A 12,204-nucleotide genomic window follows, 5' to 3' on the forward strand; every position below is an offset into this window, starting at 1 on the left:
CAGGTCATGGCTAATTAGAGGTAATCAAAAGAGGAAAGGAAAAGCACAATCCAGACGGAACCGGCGATACCGTCAAGAAATATTTGTGAGTTAGCAAGAAACCTGATATAATGGGGGCAAGCGCCCATCCGGGGCAGAAAGGCAGGGAGAAACATGCACATCAGCTACAAACCGCTCTGGCACACATTGATAGAGCGCAACATGAGGAAAGAAGATTTAAGGCTTGCCGCTGGCCTGACCACAAATATGATAGCCAACATGGGAAAAGAAGGGAAACATATCAGCATGGACACACTTGCCCGCATTTGTGAAACACTGGATTGTGGCATTATGGACGTGATTGAGCTGGTCAGTGACAAGCCTTCCACCACAGGAGGGAACGACAATGGAAAAACTGAAAGAAAGAATCACAGAGAACGGCATTGATTATATTCTGGTAGGCGATTACTATATCCCGGACTTGAAGCTGCCGGAAGAAAACCGCCCCATCGGACGCTATGGACGGCTGCACCGGGAATATCTCAAACAGGAACACCCTGCACGGTACAGCTCCCTTATCCTGACCGGGAAATTATGGACATACCTTGCCGACCTGAACGAGCAGGCAGAGGAACGGCTGGACTTAATCATGGAGCAGATGAAGGCCGCAGAGGGAGTGACCAAGGAACTGAAAGCCAGGAACCAGCTTGAATGGGTAGGCCAAATCCAAAAGTTTAGATTTGGCCTAAAATCCAAACTTATATAAAATCCAAACTTTTCTGAAAACAGCTTGATAATTGGGGATTCTTGCCGGAAAAAGTTTGGATTTCATTTCACAAAGCGCAATACTCTAATTATGACAAAATGAGTAAAATATTGCTATTTAGCTCTGTTTCAATCAATTTATTTTCATTTTTGACAAGAGAAGGGCAAAACAAAACCCAAACTTTTCTATCAGAAAATGCCTTGAATAAAGGAGTTACAAAAGAAAGTTTGGATTTCTCCTAAGTTTGGATTTTAGGCCGGATGAACAATATCCGCAGCCGGGCGGAGGAAATCATAAACAGTGAGTTGATTTATTCGTAAGTATGTGATAGAATCATTTCAGACAGCAAACGGGCAGTTATATAGGAGAAATTGCATGAAAAGAAAAGAAACGACAACAAAAGAAGATTTGTTGACTGTTATTAATATATTGGAAAATGCAGGAATAATATATTGGATTGATGGCGGTTGGGGAGTTGATATTTTAGCAGGAAAACAAACAAGATTGCATAGAGATATTGATGTAAATTTTGATGCTAAACATACGGAAAAACTATTAAAGATACTTTTGGAATATGGTTATGAAGTAGATACAGATTGGACACCTGTCAGAATAGAATTGTACAGTGATAAAAATGGGTATTTAGACATTCATCCGTTTGTTTTGAATGAAGATGGTACTTCCAAGCAGGCTGATTTAGAGGGCGGCTGGTATGAATTTGAGAAAGACTATTTTAGTAATGCTATTTTTGAGGGTAGGTCAATCCCGTGTATCTCTCTAAAAGGTCAAAAAATTTTTCATTCAGGTTATGAATTAAGAGATAAGGATAAACATGACATTTCGATTCTTGAAAAGTTACTAAATCAATGAATGAGAATCAGAAAATCATATTTGTGTGCTTGAAAACTGAATCAGAGTTACCAAAATGCCGTTGCATGGATAAAAGCCCAAGCAACGGCATTTCCTTATCTCCGCTTCATCCTGCTCAAAGGAGAATCCTTATATGCCGGAGTTTTCTTCATGATATTTTTCAGAACCGTGCGCTCCTGTTCCGACAGCTTCTCATACCGGATTTGCAGCTGCGTACACATCAGGGCAGTGAACACATCCAGATAGGAACCCGGCACAGCCATTGCCTTTTTTGCGTCTTTGATTAGTTTCATGGCATTGGAGCCGTCCGGCGCACTGTCCGTATCGTCCTTGTGCGCTTCCCTTATGGCATGGAGGATAGCGTCCCAAGTCCGGTGCGTGACCTGACAGAAATAATCTTCTTCCTGTACCTGCATGGTTTCCAACGCCTTTAACGCAGCATCTTCCTCCACCGGCTGATATTGGGAAAGGACTTGCCCCCGCAGCACTTCCAGAAGGCTGTTGAAATTTTGGAAGTGGGCGGTTGCCACACCATCTACATAAATCTCCGTGTCCGTCATCAGGGTAACAAAATCCTCATGTGTGGCAATCTCACATAGCAGCCGGTTGTTGATACGCCCACTTTTCAACAACTCCACCATGCTGTCACTCAAATGCAGCTCCGTAAGTTCCATGCCCGGATGGTTCCGGTTCTCTGTCAGGCAGAGCAGGTAATCTGTTGACACACCGTAAAACTTTGCCAGCTCCACAAGGTTTTTGTGGCTGATTTCCTTGAGTTCGTCATTCTCATAGCTTCCCAAGGCTGATTTGGAAATCCCCGTAACCGCCGCCAGTTCCTCTAATTTTAAATGCCGCTCCGTCCTTAAATCCTTTAACCGCTCCTGAATCGTTATCCCCTGTTTCATGGCTTCCTGCTCCTTCCTGCGGTCTGCTTTGCCGCCATCCCCATTATACCACATATTCATACCGGACGCATTTCCCCCTGACGTTCTTTTCAAATGCACAAAATGAGCTTTTGATTTGCCCGGATTTTCAGAAGTGCAAAATGCACATCTGATTTTTGAACCCATCCGGCAGAAAGCTTTTTCCGCAATCGTGGAATTTTTTAGATTTTGGGCTTCATTCCTGATTTGTGGACATACGGCACAGGGTACAAAAATGTCATATGATATAGGCAGTTCATCGATGGATTATTCCAATCGAATGACCGGCCTGTATGGGATATGCTCCCCGGCGATGTAACGCAACGACTTCCGGCAGGGAAACGGAGGAACTCTGACCGCAACGAGCGTACCAAGGAGAGCGAAACGCCGCCAAAGACGGGGGCAGGAACGACAGCAGAAAGAACCGGCAAAAATGAACACCGAAACGATACCGAAACACAGCAATCTCACAGGGCATAGTCTGCCCTGCCCGTAATACCAAGGGGGATTTTGGGGGCGGCTCTACGGCTGTATTTCCCCTGAAAATCGCCCCGAAACGATACACAAAAAACCACTGCCCGCCCATTCCGGCTGTACCTGCTGAATCGGGCGGTTTTTCTATGAAGGAGGCACTATGCCGAGAATGTCAAAGAAGTTGAAGAAAGAGCTTGCTTTCTTCCTGAACGACCGGGGGCGCAGAAGCTACAACGGACTCTGCCGGAAATGCCAGCATGGGTGCAAGCAGAGTTTCCGGGCTGTCATTATCGACTGCCCCCGCTACCTATCCAAACGAGCCAAAAGGAGGACACAAATCAATGAATTCTGAATTTATGATAGCCAGTACGCCCCTGCCGCCCTGTATGCCGCTCCCAAAGGCAATGCTCCGGCTTCCGATCAGCAACACGGCAAAGGTCATGTACGCCCGCCTGCTGGATGAAATCCTGGCAAGGGGAACCGAGGACAGCAACGGGATTCTGTTTATCCGCTTCCCCGTCATGGAGATAGCGGCGGCGCTCTCCCGAAGCCCCCAGACCTGCAAGCGTTCCCTGAACGAGCTGGAACAGGCCGGGATGATTATGCGTGTCCGTCAGGGAATCGGGGAGGTCAGCCACATCTATATCCTGCTCCCCAGGGAGGACACCTCCCATGAATGAGAAGCTGGAAAAACTGAATCAGGAGATTGAAAAGACCGAAGCAAGGCTGCGGCGGGCGCAGCATAAGGAGAAAATGCTGGAACACCAGATAAAGACCCTGAACCGGAAGGAACGGACGCACCGGCTCTGCACCAGAGGGGCAATGCTGGAAAGCCATCTCCCCCACCCGGAAGCCGTGACGGACGAGCAGGTCAGCACCATCTTAAAAGTATTGTTCCACCGGGGCGATACGAAGCGTCTTGTGGCACAGGTTCTTACCGAAAACCGGAAGGAGGACACGGAATGAAATTTTCAAAAAGCGAGCTGGATATTATCTACCAGTATGCCGCACCAACCAAGGCGGAAACACTTGCGGGCATGAAGGAAATCGTGCCGGTGATAAAGGACTTACTGACCAAGGCAATCGTGGAGAACGCCATCCGAAAACTGGAAAAGATACCGGAGCCAGAGTGCAGCCAGTTTGTCGCCGCCACAAAAGCCCGGTTCCTTGCAGAACGTGACAACTCCATCCGCCAGCGGCTTGCGGCGGCAAAGCTACAGGAGCCGATTATGCAGGGGCATGACCTGTCAGGAAAGGAACGGTTCCATCCGGAAACCCGGCACATGATTACGCTGGAAGTACAGAAAGATTGTTTTGTCGGTTTTAAGGGAGAGCGGTTCCGCTTTTACCTCTCCGATGAAGGCTACCGGAACGCAAAACACAGCGAACAGGAAGGGGAAATCAAGATAAAGAGCCATGCCGCCGTTGTCGCCGGGAAGCTCTATCCTGACAAAAAGCGCAGACAGCAGGAGCGATAAAAAAGCCTGTTCCAGAATCAAAGTGCGCCGGGCGCGTCTTGATTTTTGAAGGGAAGTTTTAACGTGGACGAGCCGGGCGCGTTCTGATTTATGCAGCCTATGGCGCAATCGGTACGACTGATTCCTGACTGCCGGATATTTTGCTTGCAATTTTGGCTTCCAAAGTGTCAAGCTGGAAAACTCCCCTCTGAAAGAGGGCGCATTATCCGAGATTTCCAATTATCCGAGGTAACTCTCAAAGCTGCCGATATGAAAGGCTTTCAAAGAAATTATCTCGGATAATTATTTATGAAAAGAGCAACTGCCATTTCAAAAATTATCAGAGGCAAAGGTGTGATTTACCCAATTATCTCGGATAAGTACAAATCACCCACAATTGAAAGCGGGGTTAATTATCCGAGATAATCGTTTTCAAATGCTGTATTCATCGGATTTAATCAATTTACCTCGGATAAGTTTTTATCTCGGATAATGCGCCCTATCCAAGAACTCGGATAGGGCGCAATTATACACCACTTAGGGAAGTGGTGCATTGCGCCCTGCCGGGAGCGTCCTGCGGACAGCAGATGATTTCCGCAGATTTTCAATCTGCTCCAATCATCACAGGGGAAGCTACCCTTCCCCTGCGCTGGCTCCGCCAGCTACCCCTTTGTGGGCTTGCCGCCGGGAACACCTTGTGCCGCCAGCTATTCCCGGTCAGCAAGTTTTATATCATTCTGCGCTGCTTCTTCCGATGTGGATAGAAAGATGATATACTCAAAGAAAAATTTGAAAAAAACTATTGACCCTCACGGTGCGTAATAGATTAAAGTGTGTATATCAGGAACAGGAGGTTGGCGGCAATGAGGACAGTAAAGGAAATATCAGATTTAACAGGTATCAGCGTGCGCACGCTTCACTACTATGATGAAATCGGTCTTTTGAAGCCGACAGACAAAAGCGAAGCGGGATACCGGCTTTATGACGATAAAGCATTGGAAACATTGCAACAGATTTTGTTTTTCCGTGAGTTTGATATTCCTTTGAAGGAAATCAAAGCGATTATGGCGAACCCGGCTCTTGACAGGAACCAGATTTTACAAATGCAGAGGAAAATGCTGACAGTAAAAAAGGAACGCATGGAGCGTTTGATTGCCAGCATTGACAGTATTTTGAAAGGAGATAATAAAATGGATTTTGCGATTTTTGACAAAAAAGAAGTGGAAGAAATGTTCCGACTGACTTATGAACGTATGCCTGAAAAGATGCGTAAGATTGCCGTAGATGAATTTGGGGGCGTTGATGAGTGGAAAAAGCATTTTATGGAAGTGGTGTCCTCGGAAGATATGCAGAAAAAATATGCAAAGGTTGTGGAGTGGTACGGTGGGAAGGAAGCCTATAAGGCGGCATCCGCCAATCCGTTAGGCAAGGATGTGGTGAAAGGCTATGGCAAACGCATAGAAGCAGTCATGGAAAAGCTTGCCGGGAAGAAAAACTGTCCTACCGATTCTTTTGAAGTAAAGGAACTGGTTGGAGAATACGGCTTTGTGATGAAACAGCTTACGCAGATAAAGGAAGAATCCGGCATGATGAAATATCTTGCATGGTTCCAAAACACAGAGCCGACAAAATCCAAGATAGATAAGCGGTATGGAGAAGGAACGGCGGAATTTATCTCACAGGCAATCGAAACATTCTACGGGGGCGGATTGATGTAAATATAACCAAATATTCCGCCGCCCACCAGCGGTACACCCAAGCAGGAAATCTGAAAAGGTATCCTGCTTTTTCTATGCCCGGAATCCGGGAGAAAGGAGGGCGCATACTTGCCATGCCCGCACTGTAAAATCACAATCATCAAGCGGAGCAACAATGAATCCGCTGTTTCTGCCGCCGCCTACCAGAGCGGCGAGAAACTATTCTCTGAATATGACCAAGAGCAGAAATACTATCCCTACAAGAACGAGGTCACCCACAAAGAAATCATGCTCCCGCCCCATGCACCGCCGGAGTATGCCGACCGCAACACCCTATGGAACTCTGCCGAAGCACAGGAAAAACAATGGAACTCCCAGCTTGCCCGGAGGTTCGTGCTTGCCATCCCAAGGGAAATCCCATCGGAACAGCACGCCGACCTTATCCGTGACTACTGCCGGGATTTTTTTGTTTCTAAAGGCATTATAGCCGATTTTGCCATCCATGACAAAGGGGACGGCAACCCCCACGCCCATATCCTGCTCACCATGCGGGCGATGGACGAAAAAGGGAAATGGCTCCCCAAATGCCGCAAGGTATACGACCTTGACGAAAACGGCGAAAGAATCCGGCTCCCGTCCGGCAGATGGAAAAGCCATAAGGAGAACACCGTGGACTGGAACGACCAGAAATACGCTGAAATCTGGCGGCAGGGATGGGCGGACACGGCCAACCGTTATTTAGAAGCTAATCACCGCCCGGAACGGCTTGACCTGCGCTCCTATGCCCGACAGGGAATTGATAAAATCCCCACCGTCCACATGGGGCCAGCCGCCTGCCAGATGGAGAAGAAAGGAATCCAGACCAACGTTGGCAACCTGAACCGGGACATCAAATCCGCCAACTCCCTCATGCAGTCCATCCGCCAGATGGTGCGCCACTTAAAAGGCTGGATTGCCGATTTAAAAGAGAAAAAAGCCGCTCTGATGGAAGCATTGGAGCAGACGAAGGAACCGGCCATACCGGAGCTGCTCTCACAGTATTTAGAACTGCGGAGCGGACAGCGTGCCGGCTGGACTTCCAGAGGGAAGCTCAAAGGCACAGTTGCCGACTTCAACAAGGTACAGGCGGCAATGGATTTTCTGCGGGAAAAAGGAATCTCCACCGTAGAAAGCCTTGACACCCGGCTGGACGAAATCAGCCAGACCGCCGTTTCTGTCATGGAGGGCGTGAAAAAAAGCAAGAAGCGTATCAAAGCCATCGACACCATGCTGTCCTACATTGACAAATACGAAGCCAACAAGCCAGTCCATAAGGAGTACGCCGCCATCGGCTGGAAGAAGAAAAAAGAGCAGTTTGCGGAGAGCCACCGGGAGGAACTGGACGCTTACAATGCCGCCATCCGGTATTTGAAAGCCAGCCTGAAAGGCAATACCTACTCCCGCAAAGATTTGGAAGCGGAACGGGAACAGCTTGCTTCTGCCCTGCCGGAACAGGGGGAGGAGCTGGAAGCGGTGCAGGCAGATGTAAAAGTTCTGCGGGATGTGCGCCGCTGGCTCAATCAGGTATTGCCGTCCGAGCAGTACCGCCAGACCGCCGAGCCGGGGAAGAAGCCGTCCGTTCAGGAGAACCTGAAAGGACGGCAGGAACGCATCCGGCAGGAGCAGGCAGGGAAACAGAAGCCGCCCCGGACACAGAAACAACAGAATATGGAACTTTAAACAGGCACTTGTTTTGTGATTGGAAATCGCTGGCAGGTGCTTTTTCATTTTGAACAAGATGGATTTACAGACAACGTGAACGACATTGTGCCGCCCACGTTGGGATTATCAGGAGGAAACGCCTATTGAACGTATTTGAAGCCGTGAAGCAGTCCGTCACCACAAGGCAGGCTGCGGAGCGTTATGGAATAAAAGTAAACCGGAACGGGATGTGTGTCTGCCCGTTCCACAACGACAAGAACCCAAGCATGAAGGTTGACCGCCGCTTTTACTGTTTCGGCTGCGGAGCCACCGGGGACGTGATAGACTTCGTTTCCCGGCTCCACGGTATCGGCAGCAAAGAAGCCGCCCTCATGCTGGCGCGGGACTTCTCCATCCCCTATGAGGACGGAAGGAACGCAAGGAAGCAGCCCATCCGGCCACGCTTACGGAGGGAAAGCGAAGAACAGAAATTTAAGCGCATGGAGCGGCACTGTTTCCGGGTGTTGTCTGACTATTACCATCTCCTGCGCCGCTGGAAGGAGGAACACGCCCCACGACAGCCGGATGAAGCATGGAATCCCCGGTTTGTGGAAGCCCTGCAGAACATGAGCCGGGTGGAATACCTGATGGACGTACTTCTATCGGGGGAACTTCCAGAGCGGGCAGCCCTTATCACAGGACACGGAAAGGAAGTGAGGAACCTTGAAAGGCGAATGGCAGAACTTACCGCCAGAGATACGGCAGGAACTAAAGAACATGGCAGAAAACACCGAGCCGCCCCGGAGCGTTGAAGACGTCAAAGCCTTGCTGGAAACCACCGAAAAAGGCGGCTTCCGAAACAGCATCCGCAACTGCCTGACCGTGTTCCAGTGCGACCCGCTCCTGTCCGGGGCGGTTGCTTATAACCTTCTGACCGACCGCACCGACATTTTAAAACCTATCGGCTGCAAAAGAACCCCGGACAGCCCCATGACCGACACCGATATGAAATATATCCGGCTGTATCTGGAAGAAACCTACGGCCTGACAAGCGAAAAGAAGATACAGGACGCCGCCGACCTTGCCGCCCATCAGAACAGCTATCACCCCGTCCGGGAGTATTTAAACAGCCTGACATGGGACGGAACCGAACGGATACGCTCCTGCCTGCGGCACTTTCTGGGAGCCAGTGAGGACGATTACACTTACCAATCCCTGCGCCTGTTCTTATTGGGAGCCATCCACCGGGCATTTTCCCCCGGCTGCAAGTTTGAAGTCATGCTCTGCCTTGTGGGAGGTCAGGGAGCCGGGAAGTCCACCTTCTTCCGTCTGCTGGCAGTCAAAGACGAGTGGTTTTCGGACGATTTGCGGAAGCTGGACGATGATAACGTATACCGCAAGCTACAAGGTCACTGGATAATCGAGATGTCGGAGATGATTGCCACGGCAAACGCCAAGAGCATAGAGGAAATCAAGTCATTTTTGAGCCGCCAGAAGGAAGTCTACAAGATACCTTACGAAACCCACCCGGCAGACCGCCCAAGGCAGTGCGTGTTCGGCGGCACGTCCAACGCCCTTGACTTCCTGCCCCTTGACCGCTCCGGCAACCGCCGCTTTATCCCCATACAGGTATGCCCGGAACAGGCGGAAACACACATTTTAGAGGACGAAGCCACTTCCAGAGCCTATTTAAACCAAGTATGGGCGGAAGCGATGGAGATTTACAGAAGCGGCAGATGGAAGCTGACATTCAGCCCGGAAATGGTGCGCTATCTAAAAGAACACCAGCGGGACTTTATGCCGGAGGACACCAAAGCCGGGATGATTCAGGCTTTCCTTGACAGCTGCCCCGGCGATACCGTCTGCTCCAAACAGCTTTACAAAGAAGCCTTAAACCACGCTTTTGACGAGCCGAAACAATGGGAGATACGGGAAATCAACGAGATAATGAACCAGTGCATCACCGGCTGGAAGTATTTCTCCAACCCCCGTATGTTTGCCGGATATGGCAGACAGAAAGGATGGGAACGGGAGCAGCCGACAACGGACACCGGCAACGGGGCGGGAAAAACCCCGGAGGGATTTACGCCGGTGCCGGAACAGATGGAACTTCCATTTTGAAAAAATCCGGTAAATGACAGCCCGTTGCACACTTCGTTGCTATCCCGTTGCCGGGTCGGTTGCCGGGGAAAATCCCGTAACTGTCGGCTTTTCTCCCCTTTAACAACCAAAGCAACAGAAAAATAAAAGAAAAAGTATAAAATAACCCAACTGCCAGACAAGGATTAGTTCCAAGGTTTTTTGAAGCCCGTTGCCGGACTTCGTTGCCGACCTTCCCTGTCTGGCTGTTTTCATGTATGGAGGACAAATGCCTATGGCGAAAAATAAAACAGAGATTCATGTCACCACAGTATTTGACGGCGAACTGGACGCTACGGACGTTTTCGTGAGCCTTATCGCACAGAAACACACCAGAAAAATAGATAAAGAATATCTTGCTAAAACACAAGAAATGAAGTATAATAAGGGTGAGGTTCCAAGTGACCGTGTTCCGTCTGGATTGTGCGGGTAAACGGTTATGATGAACGGATTCAATTATGATGTGATTGACACAGCACTTGCCAGGGGATTCCGGGCAGCGATTTATTGCAGGCTCTCAAAAGATGATGACCTTGACGGCACAAGTGCAAGTATCGAAAACCAGCGGGATATGCTGGAAAAGTTCTGCGAAAAGCAGGGATGGGAGGTTGTGGCAGTCTATCAGGACGATGGCTTTACCGGCTTGAATATGGAACGCCCCGACCTGAAACGGATGTTGAAAGCCATCGAGCGGAAACAAGTAAACCTTGTGATTACAAAGGATTTATCGAGGTTAGGAAGGAACTACTTGCAGACCGGGCAGCTTATCGAGGACTTCTTCCCAAGGAACGGTGTGCGCTACATCGCCATGAATGACGGTATCGACACCATGCGGGACAACAACGACATTGCGCCCTTTAAAAATATCCTGAATGAAATGTACAGCAAGGATATTTCCAAGAAAGTCCATTCTTCCTATGTGCTGAAGGCGCAGAAAGGCCAGTTCACCGGCTGTATCGCCCCGTTTGGCTACAAGAAAGACCCGGAGGACAAGAACCACCTTCTTATTGACGGGGAAACCGCCCCGGTTGTCCGGCTGATTTTCGGGTATGCGCTGGACGGCCACGGCCCCAACTACATCCGGCGCAGGCTGGAGGAAGAAAAGCACCCCTGCCCGACATGGTGGAACCGGAAGCGGGGACACCGGAACATCCGCACCAAATGGGAAAAGAAAGACCCGGAAAACGGGCGGTACGTCTGGGACTTCTCCGTGATTAAGGAAATCCTGATGAACCCCGTCTACACCGGCGCAATCGCTTCCCAAAAGACCGAGTACCGCTTTAAAATCGGCACTATCCGGGACAAGAAGCCGGAGGACTGGATTGTGGTGGAGGGGACGCATGAGCCGCTGGTGGACAAAAAGGACTTTGCGATTGTGCAGGAAAAACTGAAATCCCGCCAGCGACCGGGCAGGTCCGGGGAAATCAACCTCTTTGCAGGGCTGATAAAATGCGGGGAGTGCGGAAAGGCTCTCACCATCCGCACCACGCATGAGAAGTTCCCGAAGCGGATTTTCTCCTGCAAGACCTATAATGCCTATGGGAAGCAGCACTGCACACAGCACCGGGTTGAGTTTGACACGCTCTATTCCCTTGTGCTGAACAAAATCCGGGAGTGCGCCGCCGCTGCCCTGACAGACAGTGAAGCAGTAGCCGGACGGCTGACCGATACCTGCCATGCCAGGCAGAAAGACCAGCGGGAAGCGATGGAGCGCACCCTTGCCAAAGACGAAGAACGGATTGAAGTGCTGGAAAAGATGGTATTGCGGCTCTATGAGGATATGGTAGCCGGACGAATCACAGAAGAAAACTTCAATCTCCTGCTGGAAAAGACACAGAAGGAACAGGCGGAATTAAAAGCCAAGGCTGAGGAAGGCCGGAAACGCCTTGCCGATGAAATCCGGCTTGCCGTGGACGCAAGGCAGTGGGTGGAATCCATACAGGAATACCGGGACATCACCGAGCTGGACGCTTCCACCTTAAACCGCCTGATGAAAGAAATCGTTGTCCATGAAACCATAGACAGCGACAAAACAAGACACATTTCTATCGAAATTCATTTTAATCTCAAACCCATACCGGAAGTGGAGCAGGTCACAGGCTGACCGCTCCCCTGCTCCGGGGGGATTCTTTAAAAACTCCATATATATTTCTTGACGTGCCGCCGCCCGCCAGAAAGCTGTATTGTTCCTACTAATTGGGGATAACACAGCTCATGGC

At 49.8% G+C, this 12,204-nt stretch carries 14 protein-coding genes; 13 read left to right on the plus strand and 1 reads right to left on the minus strand.

Going from position 1 to position 12,204, the window contains the following annotated elements:
- Positions 1–153 precede the first annotated feature (153 nt).
- The 3 genes from ACESSO_RS16895 (at position 154) to ACESSO_RS16905 (ending at position 1,615) form a co-directional block, all read left to right on the plus strand.
- Positions 154–426 (plus strand): helix-turn-helix transcriptional regulator, encoded by a 273-nt coding sequence (locus ACESSO_RS16895; RefSeq protein ID WP_065548824.1) that lies wholly within the window; start codon positions 154–156, stop codon positions 424–426.
- On the plus strand, positions 386–745 hold the full coding sequence (locus ACESSO_RS16900) for a TnpV protein (RefSeq protein WP_373166716.1): 360 nt from the start codon (positions 386–388) through the stop codon (positions 743–745). The genes ACESSO_RS16895 and ACESSO_RS16900 overlap by 41 nt, the downstream gene beginning before the upstream one ends.
- Positions 746–1,120: 375 nt before the next feature.
- Positions 1,121–1,615: a nucleotidyltransferase domain-containing protein gene (locus tag ACESSO_RS16905; RefSeq protein ID WP_065548826.1), complete on the plus strand. Its 495-nt coding sequence runs from the start codon at positions 1,121–1,123 to the stop codon at positions 1,613–1,615.
- A 95-nt stretch (positions 1,616–1,710) separates the two neighbouring features.
- Here the strand turns inward: ACESSO_RS16905 and ACESSO_RS16910 are convergent, their stop codons facing one another.
- Complete coding sequence (locus ACESSO_RS16910) at positions 1,711–2,520, minus strand: helix-turn-helix domain-containing protein (RefSeq protein ID WP_103242243.1); 810 nt, start codon at positions 2,518–2,520, stop codon at positions 1,711–1,713.
- A 652-nt stretch (positions 2,521–3,172) separates the two neighbouring features.
- On the opposite strand from ACESSO_RS16910, the gene ACESSO_RS16915 reads away from it, so the two are divergent.
- The 10 genes from ACESSO_RS16915 to ACESSO_RS16960 all read left to right on the plus strand — a co-directional run bounded on the left by ACESSO_RS16915 (position 3,173) and on the right by ACESSO_RS16960 (position 12,089).
- On the plus strand, positions 3,173–3,364 hold the full coding sequence (locus tag ACESSO_RS16915) for a hypothetical protein (RefSeq protein WP_373166717.1): 192 nt from the start codon (positions 3,173–3,175) through the stop codon (positions 3,362–3,364).
- A complete protein-coding gene (locus tag ACESSO_RS16920) occupies positions 3,354–3,692 on the plus strand; it encodes a DeoR family transcriptional regulator (RefSeq protein WP_373166718.1) in 339 nt (112 codons plus the stop codon). The genes ACESSO_RS16915 and ACESSO_RS16920 overlap by 11 nt, the downstream gene beginning before the upstream one ends.
- The gene (locus ACESSO_RS16925; protein ID WP_065548830.1) at positions 3,685–3,978 is read left to right on the plus strand and encodes a DUF3847 domain-containing protein; all 294 of its coding nucleotides are present in this window, start codon (positions 3,685–3,687) and stop codon (positions 3,976–3,978) included. The genes ACESSO_RS16920 and ACESSO_RS16925 overlap by 8 nt, the downstream gene beginning before the upstream one ends.
- Positions 3,975–4,490, plus strand: a complete 516-nt coding sequence (locus ACESSO_RS16930) for a DUF5720 family protein (RefSeq protein WP_065548831.1) — start codon at positions 3,975–3,977, stop codon at positions 4,488–4,490. Before ACESSO_RS16925 ends, ACESSO_RS16930 begins: the two co-directional genes overlap by 4 nt.
- Before the next feature lie 842 nt (positions 4,491–5,332).
- The gene (locus tag ACESSO_RS16935; protein ID WP_257360028.1) at positions 5,333–6,187 is read left to right on the plus strand and encodes a MerR family transcriptional regulator; all 855 of its coding nucleotides are present in this window, start codon (positions 5,333–5,335) and stop codon (positions 6,185–6,187) included.
- A 108-nt stretch (positions 6,188–6,295) separates the two neighbouring features.
- Positions 6,296–7,885, plus strand: a complete 1,590-nt coding sequence (mobQ, locus tag ACESSO_RS16940) for a MobQ family relaxase (protein WP_373166719.1) — start codon at positions 6,296–6,298, stop codon at positions 7,883–7,885.
- Positions 7,886–8,010: 125 nt separating this feature from the next.
- The gene (locus ACESSO_RS16945; RefSeq protein ID WP_373166720.1) at positions 8,011–8,658 is read left to right on the plus strand and encodes a CHC2 zinc finger domain-containing protein; all 648 of its coding nucleotides are present in this window, start codon (positions 8,011–8,013) and stop codon (positions 8,656–8,658) included.
- Positions 8,624–9,967, plus strand: a complete 1,344-nt coding sequence (locus ACESSO_RS16950) for a VapE domain-containing protein (RefSeq protein WP_373166721.1) — start codon at positions 8,624–8,626, stop codon at positions 9,965–9,967. The genes ACESSO_RS16945 and ACESSO_RS16950 overlap by 35 nt, the downstream gene beginning before the upstream one ends.
- A gap of 253 nt (positions 9,968–10,220) precedes the next feature.
- Entirely contained in the window at positions 10,221–10,418 is a 198-nt protein-coding gene (locus tag ACESSO_RS16955; RefSeq protein WP_101870675.1) for a hypothetical protein, read from the plus strand.
- 6 nt (positions 10,419–10,424) lie between these two features.
- A complete protein-coding gene (locus ACESSO_RS16960) occupies positions 10,425–12,089 on the plus strand; it encodes a recombinase family protein (protein ID WP_373166723.1) in 1,665 nt (554 codons plus the stop codon).
- Positions 12,090–12,204: the final 115 nt, after the last annotated feature.

Source organism: Agathobaculum sp. Marseille-P7918 (genome assembly GCF_964248325.1).
Classification (GTDB): Bacteria; Bacillota; Clostridia; order Oscillospirales; family Butyricicoccaceae; genus Agathobaculum.